Below are 19,538 nucleotides of genomic sequence, written 5' to 3'. Positions count from 1 at the left end.
TGATTCTTTTAGTTTTCTGTTTCTGTTTTTGGTCGGATCAATTGGCGCTTAATACCGGTTAAATGGCTGATTACAGCCGCTAGTCCCAATGCAATAAAGAGGATCAAATCCAGCCTTACGCCAAAATACATATCTGGAATCCAGCCGCCCAAGGAAAGCAGGAAAATGATCAGGCCAGTCAATGAAAGGTAAATGATCGCCGGAGAAATTTTCCGGTTACTCAAGATCCCCAAGATAATCATGGGACCCATGATGCCTGTCCCTGCGAAACTTACCCTGGCCAACAAAACCAATTGGTCTATGACAATAATGGAAAAGAAAAAAGCAATCACCGAAAAAACAAAAATACCAATCTTGGTTTTGGTCATGATGCTGTTTTCATTTCCCCTGAGCAGCCCTCTCAGCTCAGAACCCAGGGCAAATATCTGGGCATTGGTAGTCGAAAGACCGGCGGCAATCAGGCCAATAATGGCGAGTGCAGCCACGGCATCTGGCTGGTCGTAGAGAAATGCATTGGCAAAAAACTCATCCCTTCCATACTCACTGTAAAGATCTGCTCCATACATCCCGATAAAAATGGTAGGTAAAATAACCAAAATGGCAAAAGCTCCCAAAGAAACTGCCATCAATTGCATGGTTTTCATGCTCTTCATCACCACAATCCGGGTGGTAAACTGTGGTTGGGTCACAGGAATCATCAATATGGCGATCAAAGAAGCAAGCAAAAACTGAGGGGTTAAAAGACCCTGTGGACCCGGACTTGAAAGCAAATCTTCCTGTACCGCTCCAATTTTATCAAACATGGGTCCAATCCCACCAAAATGACTTAAACATGCCCAACCGATGATCCAGATAACGGCCAATAGGAGTAAACCCTGAATGGCATCACTAAAAATGATGGCCTTTAATCCACCGATTTCGCTGTAAATCAACATGATTAAAACAATCCCTGCCGACCAGCCCCAGGCAGGGAAAGATCCGGGAAAAGCGGCATCCATAAAAATGGCAATTCCCTGTATTTGGATGCCCACGTAAGGAATCAAAAACAAAAATGAACTCAGGAAAAAGACATATCCGGCCAATCTGTTTTCATAGCACCTGGAAATCAATCCAGCCACTCCCCGGAATTCCATTCCTTTTACCTTCATCCGGATATGGTAACCAAACCACAGTAACAAAAACACCATGGCGCCATCCGAAACGGCCAGAAAAATCCAGGCAGCTACGCCGTTTATCCGAAAGAAATCCGGCATACCCAGAAAGGTGAAGGTGCTGAAAAGTGCTGCTGCAAAAGTCAATACACCCAGCGTGAGGCCTATATTTGATCCGGCCATCATGAACTCTTCCGAAGACCTGTTTTTCTTATAGGACTTCAGGGAAGCAAAAACCAAGAGGCCTGCATAGATGAGGCCAAATACCCATACCCAGAAAATCATAAGTCCTCCTCCTCATTTTGCATGCCAGGATGCACCCTTGTACCTATATAGGTGAGGACGACCAAAAGCACGGTAATAATAAAACTTGTCCAAAGGCTGTAGGGAACACCTCCTAGTTCAGGCGTGGAAACGCCCTGAGGAATAACCAAAGGGGTGAACGTAATGATGCTCAGGATAATGGCTGCGATGCAGCAAATCCTCCAGTATAGTCTCTTTTTTTCCATTAGTATTGGGTTTAAACAAATTGAATTGACAATATATACAATTGTTGTTTGAATAATAACAAAGATCAAAATTGAAACTCAAATGGCCGGTAAGATACACCGGCCATTCGAAATAACTAAAGCCTCGGGATAGTCAATCCGCCATCCACCATGATTACCTGCCCGGTGGAATAAGGAAAATCACCTTTGGCCAGGGCTGCTACGGCGAGGCCAACATCCTCAGGCAAGCCCCATCTTTCCTGAACACAGAGCCCAGATCCGATCAGCTTGTCGTATTTATCCTTTACTCCTGATGTCATATCGGTGGCTATGATGCCAGGCCTTACTTCAAATACAGGAATATTGTATTCACCCAGTCTTACTGCAAAAAGCTGGGTAGCCATGCTCATTCCTGCCTTTGCTACGCAATATTCCCCACGGTTGACCGAGGCAACAGTGGCTGAAATGGAAGATACATTGATTATGGATCCTTTAAAATCTTCCGCTCCCTCTTTTTGCTCAATCATCCAATTGGCCGCTAATTGAGACAGAAAATAGGCCGAATTCAAGTTGGTTTTCAAAACATAATCGAAGCTCTCCTCAGATGCTTCAAGAATGTCTTTTCTCTCTTTGGGTGCTACTCCGGCGTTATTTACCAGTACATGAAGGCGATTGAAATGGGATTTCACGCGGTCCATGATCCCCTGCCTGTCAGCTGCACTTCCCACATCTCCCCTGCAATACAGCACATCAGCTCCCAAAGCCCTCAACTCTTCCAGGCTTTCAGCCGTATCCGCTTCCTTTCGCATGCCGTTGATGGCCAGGTCAAATCCTGATTTGGCCAAACATTTGGCAATCCCGAGGCCTATCCCCCTGGATCCACCGGTCACTAAAGCTACATTTTTCATCATCAAATATTATTATAGCTCCGGAATATCTACCCAGGCTCTTTTCTCCCAGCTCTCCAGGCCTTTTTCTGCTAACTGCACCCCTTTAGCTCCGGCTTTCATGTCCCAGGGAAAAGGTTCATCCGCAACAACATGTTTCAAAAACAACTCCCACTGCACCTTAAAGGCATTATCCATGGGCTCCTGCTCGGGCACTTTGGCCCATCCATCATAAAAATCGATGGGTTGAACAATGTCCGGATTCCAAACGGGTTTGGGTGTATTTCCGTAATGCTGTATGTAGCATTCCCTCAATCCTGCCACTGCTGAACCTTTGGTGCCATCTACCTGTACGGTAAGTAGGTCATCCCTGCGCACCCTCACTGTCCAGGAGGAGTTAAAATGGGCAATGATATCTCCTTCCAATTCAAAGGTGGCATAGGCTGCATCATCAGCAGTACATTTATAAGGCTTACCCTGCTCGTCAACGCGTTCTTTGATGTGCGTCGCTCCTGTACAGGAAACTGCCTTTACCTTGCCAAAAATATTGTCCAATACATACCTCCAATGGCAAAGCATGTCAACGATTATGCCGCCATCATCCTCTTTCCTGTAGTTCCAGGAAGGTCTTTGGGCCGGGACGGTATGCCCTTCAAATACCCAATATCCAAATTCTCCCCTTACAGAAAGAATATCTCCGAAAAAGCCATTTTCGATCAAGCGCTTTAATTTCCTCAAACCGGGAAGCCACAATTTATCCTGTACCACCCCATTTTTCACGCCTGCTTTTTGACAAATTTCATGTAATTCCAGGGCTGTGGCAGTGTCTACAGCGACGGGTTTTTCACAATATACATGCTTTCCGGCTTTGACAGCTTGCTTGACGGCATCTGCCCTCCTACCGGTAGTTTGGGCATCAAAATAAATGCTGTATTGATCGTCATTCATGACCTCATTCAGGTCAGTAGTATATTTTGACACACCAGATCTCTCACTCAGGGCTTTCAATTTGCCCTTATTCCTACCTACCAAAACCGGATCCGGCATGATGGTATCGCCATTAGAAAGTTGTACGCCCCCTTGTTTGATGATTTCCACAATGCTCCTCATCAGGTGCTGATTGGTGCCCATTCTTCCGGTGACACCATTCATGATTATTCCTATTTTATGTTCCATACGTTTATTGGTTTTACTAGCAATGGTAATAACTGGCTACAATTTTATCCAAAAATTCCTTTTGATCCCCTGCCCAGTGCCGGTCGGAGAAAATCTCCACTTCATTGAATCCGGAAAAACCGGCCTCCTCGGCCCAGCCTCTTATGGTAGGAATGTCGATGCATCCCTCCCCCATCAAACCGCGGTCATTCAGAAAATCTACCGTAGGGCTTAACCAATCGCAGATATGGAAGGCGAAAAGATTTCCATTCTGTCCACACCTCAACAATTCTGTCCTGAGGTCTGGATCCCACCAAAGGTGATAGACATCCGCCGCAATACCTACGTGGTCTGAGTCAATGCTTTCGGCCATCTCATTGGCCTGCCTCAGGGTATTGACGGCAGAACGTGTGTCGGCATACATGGGATGCAATGGCTCAATGGCCAATTTCACTCCGTTTGCCTGGGCATGTGGCAGTACCTTTTCAATGCCGTCCCTGATTTGCCCTCTGGAAGTTTCCATGGACTGACCCGGGTCCGCCCCACAAACCAGTACGATCATGGGAGCACCGAGGGCAGCGGCTTCATCCACTGCCTTGAGGTTATCCTGAATAGCCTGTTCCCTGTTTTTGGCAGAAACGGAGGGAAAGAAACCTCCCCTGACCAGGGATACGATTTCCAGGCCATGGCTTCTCAGTCGTTCTCCTGAGGCAGCAATGTCCCGGCCTCCCAGGTACTGTCGCCAGACTGAAACACCCTTTACCCCAGCCATTTCATATTGTTCGGCGGCCTCTTCCAGACTCCATGGCTTGGTGGTAATGGTATGTATACAAAGTTTACTCAGGTCTTTTATGGGTTGTGCACTCATGATAAACAATTAAAGAAAGTGTAATAAGGATCTTTATCGATAATGCGCTGAACATAAAGCGCCAGCTCACGGGCGTGGTAGTCTCCCCACATACTGGATTCGTTACAGGCAATTTTTTGCCCCTTGGGCACATTATCCCAGCCATTGGGCTGGTGATAGATGGAATGGAGCAGTATTCCCTGATGAGTTTTATCAGTACTCAGGTAGGGTTCCTCCAATAAAGTCTTTAAAACGGTTAATCCTGCCTGCCAGTATTCATTACCCTTCTTGGTTTGACCCTTCCTTTGCAGGTAATGCCCCAATCTCAACAAGCCCTGGGCACCTATGGCCGCAGCGGAACTATCCACCGGCTCATGCTCATTAAAAGGATCTGCAGGCCGGGACAGGTAATCACCTAATTTATGTAAGGCCGGAGCCCCGGTATCCCAGTAGGGTACGCCATCCGTAGGGGTATGTGCGATATAAAAATCACAGCTTGCAATAGCCGCTTTTAACATAAATGCCTCAATCTCTACGGGAGAGCCATAAGCCTTCAAGGCATCGTCTGACAGATTATCCAGAAATTCCAATTCCTCCGCAAAGCCACACATGGCCCAGGCCAGCCCCCTTGTCCAGGTAGAAAAACCGGTATAACCCTGTTGGGTATTCGGGCAGCGGTAATTGCCGTCATTCGTATTGAAAATACTTTCATGGGCTGTTCTTCCCCAGGTATCGAAACTGTCTCTGCCTTCTCCGTAATAGACGGAATAATCTGCCGTAGCCTTGGCATGCTGCAAGCCTCTGACCAAAAGATTAACCTTTTTGTCATTCTCTTCCTGTAGCACGTGCCCCAGGCTATAGCTTAGCATCAAAATCCGAACGGTCCTGATGGTATCTACAAATAAGGAATGGGGGCCATTGAAGGAATACATGAACCCTCCATCTTTGATGGCTGTCCACCTACTGGCCTGAACAGCACCTGAAATTTTCAACGCCAGTTCATAAAAGTTTTTCTCCCATTCCACATAGGGAATTTTTTCCTCCACCATCAGCCGTAATAAATTGCCATAGGTACTCACATTATTAAAACCGTGGTCATGTACCCCGGTATGGCTGATGTGGGGGGCCATGAATTGCAATGTTTTCATTTTGCCCTTCTCCAGAAAGCCCTTTTCCCCAGTGGCATCAAATTGCAATATAGAAGACCCAAATTGAAATCCCTGGGTCCATTCCGTCCATCCCCTGGTGGTATATTTTCCGTTTACGGTAAAAACCGGTGAGCCCTGGTTTTGCGGATACTCTTTTTCTATGGAAGTGATCTTTTCGGCTGAGAGTTGCCAAAATCGATCCAGTCCCTTTTTCAGGTCTTTGGCTTGAATTTCAGAATCTATTGCTATCATTTTTTTAAAGGGTTTAAAATTGTTTTGATTATACGATCACAGCATAGGTTTTCAGAATTAAAATCTGAAAAACCATTCCCGAGTCATGCACTTTTAATTCGCGGGATTAAAGTTATCGTTAAATGCAGTTAATAAAAAGGTGTTTTTTGATTTAATGCTGGTACTTTTCGTTTTCTACCCTTCGGAAATCAGAAGGTGAAAAGCCGGTTTTTTTCTTAAAAATCCGGCTAAAGTAAGAAGGATCCTGATAATTCAGCTGGTAGGCAATTTGTTTGTTGGACAGGTCTGTATATATCAGGTATCTTTTTGCCTGCAGCATGAGGCGGTCAAGAATGATCTCTCCAGCCGTAAAACCAGTAATATTTCTGACATGTTTGTTCAATATGGCGGGCGCCAGTCCCATCAGGTTGGCGTAATCCTGCACCTGATGCACCTGTTTAAACCGCTGTTCTACCAGCGCATTGAATTGCTGTACCAAAGAAAAGTGAGGATCCATGGTCTTGTTTTTTTCAGCAAAATACCTCAGGTAATATTGTTTGCATTTGATTAGGAAAATCTGCAGGTAATTGCGTAAGATATCGGAGGTAAATCCATTCCATTGCAGGTATTCTTTGCGTATTTGAAGGATTAGTACCAAAAGCTCCTTAAAATCTGCTGGATTCAGATTTAAAATAGGAACCAGAGTAGGGTTATTGAAAAAGGGCAATTGGAATAGAGGATCCTCGTGATAGGATTCGAGGGCATAAAAATCGCGGGAAAAAACCATCAGGTAGCCATGATAATCATTTTCTCTACTGATGAGATGAACCTGTCCCGGCGATAGGAAATGCACACTATTGGAGTGTATCAGGTGCGATTCGAAATCAATCTCGTGCCTTCCTGCCCCGTTGACAAAAACGCAAATCTCATAGTATTTATGTCGGTGAGGCCTTGTGGTTTCATGGGGGTAGGTTTTACTTTGAATGGTTTTTCCCTGCACTTCATAAATCTGAAATGTCCGCTGATTGGTTATCTCAGGCATCTCATAAGTCTTGATTGGCTCTCCCATCAGTTGTTGTTTCGTTTTATGGCAAGTTAAGGAAAAAATAAAAAGCTGCCTTTTTAAAATTCCTTAATGAAGAAGCATTTCCGATAATCAAATTTATCATTTTGAAATAATTTAGCTTAAAAATTAAATTTAATGTATTTTTTTAAATTATTCATTGTTATATTTTCAAAATTAATCAGGTTGTATTACCTTTGAAATATCAAACAAAGGCAAATGGTCTTTTATAATGTAGGATGATGAAATTGGCAGACATGCCCTCCTGTCTCGGGGGTGGGGATTCCAGGATAAAGCAAGTAGCGAGCTCGTATTTTGCCTAACTGCCCCGTGGAGGTTCGACTCCTTCTCCTACAGCAGGTTATTTTGGGTTTATTGTTAATTGACTAAAGCTATGAGACAGTGTTTCATAGCTTTTTGTGTTTTACACCCCTTTTACGCACACACAAAGGTCATGGATGTTTATCTTTGAACTGATCGACACCAATTTATTCTCTTCCTAAAGTCAGTAAATTTGTCAGGTTTTTGTTAGCTCAACCAACAACAAACGTTGAAAATACGAAACGCGACAGGTGATTGCCTTACTTAGTCAGTTGAAAATAGAATTCTGTTTTGGTTTCGGTTATTATTTAATGATAAGTGAGATTGAGTCTGCTTTTGTCCTGATACTGAGCCATTCTTTCAGCCGGTTTTCCTCCATTTCGTCAGGCTTACTTTCGAAAGTAGCGATTGCGATCATGATGGTGTCTTGCCTGTTTTCTGACAAGTTAGCCACTACTGATCTATTGACAGAAAATGCAGTCAAACCCCTGTGGTTAATCCTGGCTTCTTGTGCCAAATCATTGACCATACCTGTAGATGCTGCATATTGCGCTACTTCCCTTTCCAAAAAGGCTATTTTTTGATCCTTGCCTTGAATCATGGCTTCATTTCTTTCGTATAAATCTTTCAGTACATCTGATCGCAACATATTCATATCCATACCTGTATCACCACTTTGTTTGACGATCAGGTAGGTTCGGTTCAGCTTAAACGCAGCTGTCTTTTTCTGAATAATCGATATCTCCTCTTCACCAATTCGTTGCCCTACCAAAGCGACTTCGATGACACTGCTGTCCGGTTCATAAATGTAGTTGCTGTTTATAATTTGTGTACTGGGGAAGTCAAATTCGGTCTGAACAAATTCTTTAGCGGATTTTTCCCAAATCGTTCTCCTGACAATGTTATACGCCAGATAAATACTTGGGACTACAGTGATTAAAATAAAAATGGTGATGTAATTTCTCACCTTTTTCTCCCGTTGCACATCCACAAACTCTTTTTTGGGAAAGCCCATGAAGCGGACAATCAGGTAGGTCGACAAACTGATAAAAACCGAATTGATAAAAAACAGGTAAAAGGCTCCCAGAAAATAATACAGGTTCCAGGTGGCCAATCCATACCCGGCCGTACACAAGGGAGGCATCAGGGCAGTAGCAATGGCCACACCTGGAATGGCATTGCTTTTTTCCTTTCTTGAACCGGCGATGATCCCTGCGAGTCCACCGAAAAGAGCAATCAAAACATCCCATATGGTGGGTTCAGTCCTGGCGAGCAACTCAGATTGTGCTTCATTCAGAGGTGTAAAGGAGAAATACAGGGTGGAAGTCATGATACTGATCAAAACAGCAATCCCGAGGTTTTTCAAGGATTTTTTAATCAATTCAAAATCATTGATCCCGGCCCCCATACCTATCCCCATAATGGGTCCCATTAATGGGGAAATCAACATGGCTCCAATGATAACAGCAGTAGAATTAACATTAACGCCAACGGAGGCCACCAGTATGGCAAAGATCAGGATCCAAAGATTGGCCCCACGAAACTCTATATTCTTTTTGATGTATACTATGGTCTCGATTTCATCCTCCTTGCCCTCATGCAGGTCAAACCTGTCCTTAATAAAAGTCAACAATCCTGCAATTTTATCGGACAGAAGGGATAGTTTTTGTTTCTCAGGGTTCATCAAAATACATTCATTTGTTAAAGGACGAACGAAAATACGCAGAAAAGAAATAATCCAGCGTAAAAAGGTGTGAAAAGCAAAAAAGCAGGAGAACCTCTCCTGCTTTTTATTTTGAAAACTAAACCAACTATTATTTAACTACCATAATGCAAACAAAATTAACAATAACTGTTTAAAAACCAAATTTACCAGCCAAAAAGTAAACAAAAGTCTATTTTTTGTTATCTACCTTGTAAAGAATCCCCAATGCCAGGGCCTGGCTGTATTGCACGCCAGGGTCCTGATCTATATCATACAAACCGATTCCGGTTAAAGTCACACTAATAATATTGGTGATTTTTGCTGTTATGGTCAGGTCCAGTCGGTGGTCGATGTTTTCCAGGGATAAGGTCTGATAGTTGGCGTACATGGTGTACCTTGATTTAAGGTTAAGGTTTTCACTCAGGTCTTTGTCCAGACCTGCAAACACCTGCATGGCCAACCACTCCACCCTTACCTGGTCCCCGGCAAGAACGCCATAATTGGAGGGCACATTGTTGATGATTTCGGGATCGGTGACAAAGGTAAACCGTGGAGAAAAAGGCCCAATCCGTAGAAAAAATGTATTGCTTGGCTTGAATTCAAACCCCAGTGAGGAGGTAAGAAAGCCAGGTGCCATGAATTTGGAAATCAATGTTCTGCTCCCATCATCATTGAAGTTATACCCTGCTGCAAACTGGGTCAGGTAATTCATGGAAAAATAAGAAGACCATTTTTCGCTCAGCTGGTAGCCTAATTTGGAATCCAAAAATATCCTATCGTTGGATTTTCTGGTTTGCTCCCCTTCATTTCTTACGATACCAAACAACAACTCCAGCTCATTATCCCAAGATAACTTCTCTTTTCTATACGAGGCTTTTCCTGCCACTATACTTCCAAAAGCCACGGAATTTACTCCTCCGGCTTTCCAATTGCTGCTGAATCCGGCTTGGTTAAAATTTAATCCAGCACTGAAGGATGACTCCCAATAAGTGGTGTCCAGGGGAGAAATATCCTCCTGGGTTATTTCCTGAGCCATTAGCAGGCCAAAGGAAAAAAAGGTTAGGGTAAAAACCAATAAAGATTTTTTCATGTCAAGTATATGTTATATAGTAATGTGATAAATCCCACAAATGTTTGAAGATTTTACCTTTACATTTGCAACAAAAATCTGTTAATTTAAGGTTTTTTGATACCGTTTAGCATTTGGGATCACAAACGAAAGATAAATTTATGGAAAATCAAACAGAAGAATTACTGATTGTAAGAGATTTTTTAGCTCGTCAACGAACAAAACTTGCCAATGACAGGACACTTTTGGCCTATATTCGCACCAGCTTGTATTTTATTGTCAGCGGAACAGCTTTAATCAAAGTAGAAGATCTGGAAAATGTAAAGGAGCTCGGGTACTTTTCTTTCCTGATTAGCGTGGCTTTACTGGTGCTAGGTTTCATTAATTTTTTTAGATTAAAGAGAAAGCTAAAAAAGGGTAAGTACGAAAAAATGTAAATTTTTATTTTGATTTAGTATCTAAAATTTACAAGTGGTAAGCTATTTGCATTAAAGATGGTCTAATCAATCTTTTAAAATATTATGAAAATTCTAGGAATCATACTTATTGTCGCCGGCATTGTGATGTTTTTAATTACCGGTATCTCCTACACTACTGAGGAAACGGTCATTGATGCCGGGCCAATTGAAGTAAATGCAGAAAGTGAAGAAAGCGTCAATTGGCCACCCTATGCCGGTGGCATTGCTGTTATCGCTGGTTTCGTCTTATTGGCCGTTGGAAGGAAAAAATGAGTCTGCCTACAGGCAAAACTTCACAAATAAATTTGGCAATTTCCTTGGGGAGTTGTTTCTTCAAAACAGCTTGTAGAAGAAACAACTCCCTTTCCTTTAAGTTTAACATCGCTGAGAAAAACATAATCCATTGAAATTAGCCGCCATAGATATTGGCTCCAATGCCATCAGACTTCAGGTTACGAAGGTCCACTTCTTTCAAAACCAATACAATTTCAAAAAACTGGAATACCTGAGATTCCCACTGCGCCTGGGAAAAGACGTCTTTCAAAACCAAGAAATTGGCCCTGAAAACAGGTATCGGTTCAAGGAGCTCATGCGGGCCTTTCACATTCTGATACAACTTTATGAAGTAGACGATTATCAGGCATGTGCCACCTCCGCCATGCGAGAGGCTAAAAACGGGAAAGAATTGATAGAGGAAATCAGAAAGGAAATCGGCCTTAAAATTCAATTGATTGACGGCAACAAAGAAGCGGAATTGATCAACAAATCGCTTTGGAAACACATTGGCGAAAAAACCTATCTTCACGTGGATGTAGGAGGAGGAAGTACAGAGCTGAATATATTCAAAAAAGGAAAAAAAATAGCAGCCAAATCATTCAAAATCGGATCTGTGAGAACCCTTGAGAGTCAGGTTTCCCAATTTATACCCAGGCATATGGAGCAATTTATCAAAGAACACCTTTCCGGGGAAAAAACAGTGACGGGAATAGCTACGGGAGGAAATATCAATAAAGTTTTCGAACTGGCCCAGGTAAGGGGAAAGGGTTTGTTTTTGCAGGTAGGTAAAATCCATGAAATTCTATCGCTGCTCGAAAAATATTCCCCAGCGGAAAGAATCAATCTCCTTCACCTGAACGAAGATCGCGCAGATGTAATCATTCCAGCCACCAAAATATATTTGGCAGCATTGGAAACAGCACATGTTGAAAGGGTCATGGTTCCTGCCCTGGGCTTGAAAGACGGGTTGATATACCAGCTTTTCGAAAAAAATATAAAAAACAGGGAGCATTTTTTCCCTGCTTTCTAAACTTTATTCAATAAGCCTCACCCCTTCAATCATATCCGGGCTCAATTGGAAAAACTGTTGGTGAATATTAAACGGCTCCTCGCCCTTTTCCGGGTATTTACTGATATACTGACCGTCCTCCTGCATCACATAGGCATTTTCATTGTCCCTGAGATTAAAGCGGATGATATTCATCAGCTGTTTCTGAAGAAATTCGTTTTCTACCTTAAACAAGGATTCCAGTCTCTTATCAAAACTCCTGACCATGGCATCCGCACTACCCACATATGTTCTGTAATCTCCATTGTTATGGAAATGGTAAATCCGGGAATGTTCCAGAAAATCACCTACAATAGAAATCACCTCTATGTTCTCACTCAGTCCTTTTCTACCTGGCCGCAAACAGCAAATTCCCCGGACAATCAATTTGATAGGCACCCCAGCCTGAGAAGCTTTGTACAGGGCAAAAATAAATGCGGAGTCTTCAAGAGAATTAATTTTTATAAAAATACCGGAAGATAGGCCCTTACTGGCGTTTTCTGCTTCAATTTCGATGAATTCAATCAACTTATTCCGCATGTCCCTGGGAGATGTGATTAAATTCTGATAGTTGGTAGGAGCAGAATGACCGGTGATTACATTGAAAAATTCTGACACATCATTGGCCAGTGTTTCATTGGTAGTCAACAGGCCAATATCTGTATATATCCTGCTGGTCTCTTCATTGTAATTCCCAGAACCCACATGCACATACCGGGTTACTTTATTTTCTTCTTTCTTTACAATAAGCATTAACTTGGTGTGGGTTTTGAAATTACTAACACCATAGATCACAAAGCAACCTGCTTTTTGCATTTTTTTAGCCTCCCGAATATTGTTTTCTTCGTCAAAGCGTGCTTTTACCTCAAATAAAACCGATACGTGTTTGCCATTTTCCACAGCTTTTAACAAGGCACCCACTACCCTGGAATTTTTTGCCAGGCGGTATATGGTCATCTTTATAGCCATGACATGGGGATCATCAGCTGCCTTGTCCAGTAAGTCAAAAATTGGCTCCATATCGTTATAGGGATGATGAAGCAAAACATCTTTGTTTTTCAATACCTGAAAAATGTCCTCTGAAGCGGCTTCAGGATAAGAAAGTGGTGGAATAGGATTTGGCACGGCAGGTAAGCGATCTTTAAAACGCTTGTTTCCTATGATCTGCCAAAGACCGGTAAAATCCATCAGGCTCCTGCGCTCTATTTTGAAGATACTATCGTCTTGAAGGGTCCATCGCTGTTTTAGCAAGTTCACCATCCATTTGCTGTATCCTTCCTCGATTTCTATCCTGACTACCCTACCTGTCTTCCTTTCGTTGAGTTTCCTTTTCACCTCTTCCAGAAAATTAGAGTCCATGTCCTCACTTTCTTCCAGGGTGAAATCTCCGTTTCTGGTGATTCGAAAAAGGTTGATGGATTCTATGGTAACATTCCTGAAAAGGGACACGATATGTTCCCTGATCATTTCTTCAATGGGCACATAAATCATCAGGTCCTCCCTTTCCAATTCAAAAAACCGGGGTATATTGGAAGGGATCTGCACAAATGAAAGCTTCTTGTTATCCTTTTTTTCACCAGGACCTATGGTCACCACTCCAAAAATCAACAATTTGTTCATCAGGATAGGAAAGGTATGGTACCCATCAAAAACCATGGGCGTAAGCATGGGATAAACAGCCTTATAAAAGTAATCTTTAATCGCTTTTTGTTCTTTTTCATGCAAATTACCTACGTTGCTCATCAGGAATCCTGACTCTTCGGTCATGGGCAATAACTCTTTTACGAAATGACGCTGCAGTCTTTTATGAAAATTTTGGGACTCAATCATCAATTTCCTCTTGAAGTCGTCTTCCCTTAAGCCTGAATAATCAATTCTCACCTTATCGTAGTCGAGGTAATTGTACAGGGAACCTACACGTATCATAAAAAATTCATCCAGATTAGAAGCGGCAATGGCCAGAAACTTGAATTTTTCAAAGATATTTCTCCTGTCCTTTTTTATCTGGTCAAAAACCCTTTCGTTAAACTTAAGCCAGCTGAGGTCCCGGCTGATGAGCTCACTGTTATGTATGGTTTCTTCAATCTTATCTGGTTGGATGAGTTTCATAGTCATTTTCTTTTAAAGGCAAAAAGTCAATCAATGATACTAAATAAATCGTGGAAAAAAAAAAGGGCATACCGCCCTTTTTCTTATTCCGAACGTAATATCAAGCCAATTATGTATCGATCTTGGCATATTTTGCATTCTTTTCAATAAAATCCCTTCTTGGAGCTACTTCATCACCCATCAACATACTGAACAGGTGATCAGCCTCCGCAGCGGATTCTATGGTTACTTGCTTCAATGTCCTGGTCTCAGGATCCATGGTAGTCGTCCAGAGCTGTTCAGGATTCATTTCACCCAGTCCCTTATACCGCTGAATGCCCACACTATCCACTTTTCCATCGGGTGCAAGCTCGGCGGTCGTCAATTTTCTTTCTTCTTCAGACCAGCAATACCTTTCATCTTTGCCTCTTTTGAGCAGATACAATGGGGGAAGTGCGATGTAGACATACCCATTTTCTATGAGATTTCTCATGTACCTGAAAAACAAGGTAAGAATCAGGGTACGGATATGCGAACCGTCAATATCCGCATCTGTCATGATGATTATTTTATGATACCGAAGGTGAGAGAGGTCCAATTCCTTCTCGTCATTTGCCGTACCGAATTTCACCCCCAGTGCTGTAAGGATATTTTTAATCTCTTCATTGTCGTAGATCTTATGCTCATGGGCCTTTTCTACATTCAATATCTTTCCTTTAAGTGGAAGGATGGCTTGAAAATCCCTGTCTCTACCCTGTTTGGCAGAACCCCCGGCCGAATCTCCCTCGACCAGATATAGTTCACACACCGCTGGATCTGAATTGGCACAATCGGCCAACTTACCAGGAAGGCCTCCACCACCCAGCACATTTTTTCGCTGCACCATCTCCCTTGCCTTTTTAGCGGCAAGTCTGGCCTGAGCAGCCAAAACTACTTTACCTACGATAATCTTCGCCTCCTTGGGATGTTCCTCAAGCCAAAATTGCAAAGCCTCAGAAACTGCGGTATCCACAGCACCAGTCACATCTGAGTTGCCCAACTTGGTTTTTGTCTGCCCCTCAAATTGTGGCTCTGCTACTTTAACGGATATGACGGCAGTCAGTCCTTCCCGAAAATCATCACCTGAAATATCAATTTTAACTTTTTCAAGCATACCTGATTTATCCGCATAGCTTTTCAGGGTGCGGGTAAGTGCTCGTCTGAAGCCTGAAACATGGGTACCCCCTTCATAGGTGTTGATGGTGTTTACATAAGACACTACGTTTTCAGTGTAGGAATTGTTATATCCCATGGCTACCTGTACGGGAACACCATTTTTTTCAGTGTCTATGTAAATGGGTTTTTCAATGATTTTTTGCTTGGTTTCATCAAGGTATTCGACAAATTCAACCAATCCGCCCTCAGAAAAAAATTCGTCCGTCCTGTACAAACCATCGACATCCTTTTCCCTTAAATCTTTGAGTTGAATTCTTATCCCTGCATTCAGGAAAGACATTTCCCGGAGTCGCGTTGCGATGGTTTCGTATTTGAAGTCCAGTACCTGGAAGATTTCATGGTCAGGCTTAAAATGAATATGCGTGCCCCTACTTTCCGTTTTTCCGATTTCCCGAACCTGATATTGGGGAACACCTCTGACATATTCCTGCTCATAAATCTTCCCTTCACGATGGACAGTAGCTTTCAATGAGGAAGACAAGGCATTGACACAGGAAACCCCTACGCCGTGAAGCCCCCCGGAAACCTTATAGGTGTCCTTGTCGAATTTACCTCCGGCATGCAGGACAGTCATCACCACTTCCAAGGCAGATTTATTTTCCTTGGTATGAAAATCAATAGGAATTCCCCTACCATTGTCCTGCACAGTAACAGAATTGTCTTCATTGATGCTTACTGATATGAAATCGCAATGTCCTGCCAGAGCTTCATCTATGGAGTTATCTACTACCTCCCAAATTAAATGATGAAGGCCCTTGACTCCAATATCTCCTATGTACATGGCAGGCCTTTTCCTAACCGCTTCCAATCCCTCCAGAACCTGAATATTCTGGGCAGAATAATCGTTTCTGTTTGACGACTTTTTTTCCTTACTCATAGATCATTTACATGGCAAAAGAAAACCCTTGACCATTTCAAATTTTAAAAACTGAATTAAAGACAAAAATAGGTAAAAAAAACGACTTTTTTAAGTAAAAACCTGCTATTGTTCGCTAAAATTTGCTTACCAAATCCATTGATTTGAAACCAAATTAACGCCATACGTACACTTTTCTTTTGTTCTACAAATTAATACTCAAACAAATTTTATTCTTTTTAATTGTATAATCAATGAATTTTATTTCAAACTTAAATAATTTTCCCTTAACTAAAAAATTATGAATTTCGTCTTATTAGCAGAAATTATCGGCCTGGACAGGATCATTAATAGTGACCCGGTCGCCATTACCTTTTTTATTGGGTACATGGCCATGTTTGCCTCCGCTGTATTTTTCTTTGCAGAAAGGTCATCGGTAGATGGTAAATGGAAAACTTCCTTGTTGGTCTCAGGGTTAATTACCGGAATCGCAGCGATTCATTATTACTACATGAGAGATTTTTATCTCCAAACTGGATCTAGCCCCACAGCGTTCCGGTATGTAGACTGGACCCTCACTGTCCCGCTTATGTGCGTGGAATTTTATTTGTTAACCAAGCCCTTTGGTGCCAAAGGAGCAACCCTTACCAAACTGATCATTGCCTCATTGGTCATGCTGGTAACCGGTTACATAGGGGAAACGTCTGGCCTGGAAAACAATATTTTCTGGGGCATCATTTCCACTTTAGGCTACCTGTACATCGTCTATGAAGTGTTTGCCGGTGATGTAGCGAAGCTATCTCAATCTTCTGACAGTCCTGCACTCAAAAAGGCGATGTTTTTGCTCAAAATCTTTATCACCCTGGGCTGGTCAATTTATCCCATCGGATACATGGTTTTGCCAGGTAACTTGCTATCAGGATTGTTTGAGGTGAGTAGTATTGACTTATTCTACAACCTGGCTGATGCGATAAACAAAATTGGGTTTGGCTTGGTAATCTACTCGGTTGCCATCAAAGAATCCAATAAAACTTCTACTCAAACAGTTTAATTCTTTGAAACAGGCAGGTACTGAAACCATATCAGTACCTCCTCTTTTTAGCTTCTGGATGACCTACAAAATCATTATTACCGGCCTGGGTGCAGCGGGAATGAGTATGCTCTATCATTGCATCAACAGTTCCCTGATCAATTCTGACATTCTGGTCATTGATAAAGGTATGGAACATCAATCAGAAAAAACATGGTGCTATTGGTCTGAAAAACCACTCGAAATACATCCCAAAAGTCTTCATTCACCCATTTCATGGAATAAAATAAAAATTATATCTGAGCAAGAGCTCCTGGAAAAAAACCTGGGTAAACTTAACTACTACATGCTTTCCTCCACGGAACTATACCGGGAAATATGGGAGCAAATGAAGCAACACCCTACCATCACCTTTATTCAGGACGAAATAATGAACATTTCTGCCCAACAAAATACTACTTCTGTAGATACAGCTCACCATGGGTCCTTTAGCGGTGAAATGGTATTTAATTCCTCCGTTTATTCCGGGGCAAGCACTACCAAACCGCTTTTGCACCAATCCTTCCTGGGTTGGGAAATCGAATCTCAGGAAGACTGTTTTGACCCGGAAAGTGTTACTTTAATGGATTTCAGAACAGGGAAAAAAAATACCTCTGACTTCGTTTACATCCTTCCGTTAGGAAAACGAAAAGGTCTGGTAGAATACACACAATTCACCAAGGCAAAGCGATTGAATGCCTCATTTTTACAACAACAACTCCAAAAATACATCAGGAACAATTTGGGAATTTCTCAATTTAAAATCCTGAGAAAAGAACATGGATTTATACCCATGACCACCAATAAGATGGTTGGAGAAACCTTCCCTTCCATCATACATTCTGGCACCGTAGGTGGCTGCACCAAAGCATCTACTGGTTACACGTTCCACAATATTCAATTGCATTGCAAAAGCATAGTGGAATCCATGGTCAAAACTCCATCCGGAAAACTGCCTTCTCATTATGTCAGAAAAAGTAGGTTTAGATTTTATGATAATATTATTTTAAACATCGCCTACAAGTGGCCGGAAAGATTGCCTGAAACCTTTTTTAATCTGTTTCAGGTAAATCAGGGGGCAGAAATCCTGGATTTTTTACATGAGAAAACAGGATTCTGGCAAGAAATCGCCTTGCTCAAAAAAGTAAATTTCGGTGTATTTCTAAAATCCCTGAGAAATTATGAAGCCTATTGAAAATTACGGCAAATTAATCGCCCTCATCCTGGCCGCTGTATTGTCCTTTATTCCCGGAGATTTCGATCTTTTCCAATTTGCCTGGTTTGCCCTGGTGATGGGACTGGTAGGCATCCCCCATGGAGCAGTAGACCATCTCCTATTTCAGAAAGGTTCCCATTCGAAACCCTCCTTTTGGTTTATTTTAAAGTACCTGAGCATTGGATTGGTATACTTGATGAGCTGGCTGTTCCTGCCTCAGCTTTCCCTTCTGGTATTTCTGGCGATTTCTATGTATCATTTTGGGCAAGGGCACTGGATTGGAAAACCAATAAATAAACTGACGGTTCCATTTTACTTCATTGTTGGTGCATTTTACTTGAGTGTTATTCTACTTGGAGACTTTGAAGCGACTCAGATCATCATTGCCCCTATCCTGACGCTGTATAGTTCTCCGGATTTTCCGTTATGGATTGTTCCAGTATCTTTTTGGGTGATGGCTGTGGTCCTGAGCCTGTATATCCAAACACCCACCTTTGTTTTGCTTTTTGAAATGATATGGCTGGGTATTTTTTTATACCAGCTCCCATTGATCCTGGCCTTCACGACCTACTTTGGGTTTTGGCATTCTCTGCCCAATCTTTTAAATATTTATAAGAATATCCGGAAAGAAAATCCTGAAGCTGACTATAAAGTATTTATTCCCTTTTCCTTCCTAAGTCTATTTGGTATCGTCCTTATTTTATTGATTGCCAAAAGCTGGTTTTCTTCAGAACAATTGATTTTACTCTTCTTTGTTTTGGTAAGCCTGATATCGGCTCCTCATATATGGATTATGGAAAAGTTTTTTCAAAGGCAAAAAGGTACGGTATCAATCCATTAAAACTGACCAGTTTGCAACATCACAAGGTTGCAAGCAGCCAATACCTCTATGCCCTTTTCTTTTGCCATACCCATAAATTCCGGGTTCTCAGTTCCAGGATTAAATATGATCCTCTGAGGTGCTAAAGAAAGGATGTAAGCATACCATTCGGGTTGGTTTTGAGGACCAATGTAAAGGGTAACCGTATGCACATCAGCGACCTTGGGTTTTTCTCTCAGGTTCATGATTTCCTCGCCGGAAACATTCCCGGTTTTGATTCCCACAGGCACTATGGGTATATTATTTTCTTTCAGCATTTTGGCAGCAATAAAGGCATACCTGGAAGGATTGGGGCTGGCTCCGATTATTACGGTCTTTTTTTCTTTCGGCATAGTTAATTTACTCATGGCTGAATGTTCATCAAGCA

General features: G+C 42.2%; 18 protein-coding genes. 6 read left to right on the top strand and 12 right to left on the bottom strand.

The annotated features are described in order from the left end of the window. Nucleotides 1-8 precede the first annotated feature (8 nt). The 9 genes from GL182_RS19565 to GL182_RS19525 form a co-directional block, all read right to left on the bottom strand. Nucleotides 9-1,436: a sodium:solute symporter gene (locus GL182_RS19565; RefSeq protein WP_163381483.1), complete on the bottom strand. Its 1,428-nt coding sequence runs from the start codon at nucleotides 1,434-1,436 to the stop codon at nucleotides 9-11. Beyond that, nucleotides 1,433-1,660, bottom strand: a complete 228-nt coding sequence (locus tag GL182_RS19560) for a hypothetical protein (protein ID WP_163381482.1) — start codon at nucleotides 1,658-1,660, stop codon at nucleotides 1,433-1,435. The genes GL182_RS19565 and GL182_RS19560 overlap by 4 nt, the downstream gene beginning before the upstream one ends. A 116-nt stretch (nucleotides 1,661-1,776) precedes the next feature. Further along, nucleotides 1,777-2,547, bottom strand: a complete 771-nt coding sequence (locus tag GL182_RS19555) for a 3-ketoacyl-ACP reductase (protein WP_163381609.1) — start codon at nucleotides 2,545-2,547, stop codon at nucleotides 1,777-1,779. Between the two features lie 12 nt (nucleotides 2,548-2,559). Then, nucleotides 2,560-3,702, bottom strand: a complete 1,143-nt coding sequence (locus tag GL182_RS19550) for a Gfo/Idh/MocA family protein (RefSeq protein ID WP_163381481.1) — start codon at nucleotides 3,700-3,702, stop codon at nucleotides 2,560-2,562. A 16-nt stretch (nucleotides 3,703-3,718) separates the two neighbouring features. Further along, complete coding sequence (locus GL182_RS19545) at nucleotides 3,719-4,549, bottom strand: sugar phosphate isomerase/epimerase family protein (RefSeq protein WP_163381480.1); 831 nt, start codon at nucleotides 4,547-4,549, stop codon at nucleotides 3,719-3,721. Then, entirely contained in the window at nucleotides 4,546-5,928 is a 1,383-nt protein-coding gene (locus GL182_RS19540; protein WP_163381479.1) for a glycoside hydrolase family 88 protein, read from the bottom strand. The genes GL182_RS19545 and GL182_RS19540 overlap by 4 nt, the downstream gene beginning before the upstream one ends. A 151-nt stretch (nucleotides 5,929-6,079) precedes the next feature. Then, a complete protein-coding gene (locus tag GL182_RS19535; RefSeq protein ID WP_163381478.1) occupies nucleotides 6,080-6,976 on the bottom strand; it encodes a helix-turn-helix domain-containing protein in 897 nt (298 codons plus the stop codon). Nucleotides 6,977-7,595: 619 nt separating this feature from the next. After that, nucleotides 7,596-8,975 carry a TIGR00341 family protein gene (locus GL182_RS19530; RefSeq protein WP_163381477.1) on the bottom strand — a complete coding sequence of 460 codons (1,380 nt, stop codon included), beginning with the start codon at nucleotides 8,973-8,975 and terminating at the stop codon, nucleotides 7,596-7,598. Nucleotides 8,976-9,186: 211 nt separating this feature from the next. Further along, complete coding sequence (locus tag GL182_RS19525) at nucleotides 9,187-10,086, bottom strand: DUF3078 domain-containing protein (RefSeq protein WP_163381476.1); 900 nt, start codon at nucleotides 10,084-10,086, stop codon at nucleotides 9,187-9,189. 140 nt (nucleotides 10,087-10,226) lie between these two features. Here GL182_RS19525 and GL182_RS19520 point away from each other — a divergent pair, with 140 nt between their 5' ends. The 3 genes from GL182_RS19520 to GL182_RS19510 all read left to right on the top strand — a co-directional run bounded on the left by GL182_RS19520 (nucleotide 10,227) and on the right by GL182_RS19510 (nucleotide 11,829). Continuing rightward, a complete protein-coding gene (locus tag GL182_RS19520; RefSeq protein ID WP_163381475.1) occupies nucleotides 10,227-10,502 on the top strand; it encodes a DUF202 domain-containing protein in 276 nt (91 codons plus the stop codon). An 84-nt stretch (nucleotides 10,503-10,586) separates the two neighbouring features. Next, nucleotides 10,587-10,796, top strand: a complete 210-nt coding sequence (locus tag GL182_RS19515) for a hypothetical protein (protein WP_163381474.1) — start codon at nucleotides 10,587-10,589, stop codon at nucleotides 10,794-10,796. Between the two features lie 130 nt (nucleotides 10,797-10,926). Beyond that, complete coding sequence (locus tag GL182_RS19510) at nucleotides 10,927-11,829, top strand: Ppx/GppA phosphatase family protein (protein ID WP_163381473.1); 903 nt, start codon at nucleotides 10,927-10,929, stop codon at nucleotides 11,827-11,829. A gap of 3 nt (nucleotides 11,830-11,832) precedes the next feature. Here GL182_RS19510 and ppk1 read toward each other — a convergent pair whose 3' ends face one another. Then, nucleotides 11,833-13,956 (bottom strand): polyphosphate kinase 1, encoded by a 2,124-nt coding sequence (gene ppk1, locus GL182_RS19505; RefSeq protein WP_163381472.1) that lies wholly within the window; start codon nucleotides 13,954-13,956, stop codon nucleotides 11,833-11,835. A 109-nt stretch (nucleotides 13,957-14,065) separates the two neighbouring features. Then, nucleotides 14,066-16,027, bottom strand: coding sequence for a DNA topoisomerase (ATP-hydrolyzing) subunit B (gene gyrB / locus GL182_RS19500; RefSeq protein ID WP_163381471.1), 1,962 nt, complete (start codon nucleotides 16,025-16,027; stop codon nucleotides 14,066-14,068). 280 nt (nucleotides 16,028-16,307) lie between these two features. Here gyrB and GL182_RS19495 point away from each other — a divergent pair, with 280 nt between their 5' ends. Genes GL182_RS19495 through GL182_RS19485 form a run of 3 tightly spaced genes read left to right on the top strand, consistent with a single transcriptional unit; the run spans nucleotide 16,308 to nucleotide 19,132 of the window. Then, nucleotides 16,308-17,057, top strand: coding sequence for a bacteriorhodopsin-like (locus GL182_RS19495; protein WP_163381470.1), 750 nt, complete (start codon nucleotides 16,308-16,310; stop codon nucleotides 17,055-17,057). Nucleotides 17,058-17,061: 4 nt separating this feature from the next. Beyond that, complete coding sequence (locus GL182_RS19490; RefSeq protein WP_163381469.1) at nucleotides 17,062-18,270, top strand: lycopene cyclase family protein; 1,209 nt, start codon at nucleotides 17,062-17,064, stop codon at nucleotides 18,268-18,270. Further along, nucleotides 18,257-19,132: a Brp/Blh family beta-carotene 15,15'-dioxygenase gene (locus tag GL182_RS19485; RefSeq protein ID WP_163381468.1), complete on the top strand. Its 876-nt coding sequence runs from the start codon at nucleotides 18,257-18,259 to the stop codon at nucleotides 19,130-19,132. The genes GL182_RS19490 and GL182_RS19485 overlap by 14 nt, the downstream gene beginning before the upstream one ends. Here the strand turns inward: GL182_RS19485 and GL182_RS19480 are convergent. After that, nucleotides 19,129-19,518 carry a CoA-binding protein gene (locus GL182_RS19480; RefSeq protein WP_240469896.1) on the bottom strand — a complete coding sequence of 130 codons (390 nt, stop codon included), beginning with the start codon at nucleotides 19,516-19,518 and terminating at the stop codon, nucleotides 19,129-19,131. The genes GL182_RS19485 and GL182_RS19480 overlap by 4 nt on opposite strands. Nucleotides 19,519-19,538 lie beyond the last annotated feature (20 nt).

The sequence above is a fragment of the Cyclobacterium sp. SYSU L10401 genome (assembly GCF_010993705.1).
GTDB lineage: Bacteria > Bacteroidota > Bacteroidia > Cytophagales > Cyclobacteriaceae > Cyclobacterium.
Note: the sequence above shows the minus strand (reverse complement) of the source record. Positions and strands in the feature narration are given on the sequence as shown.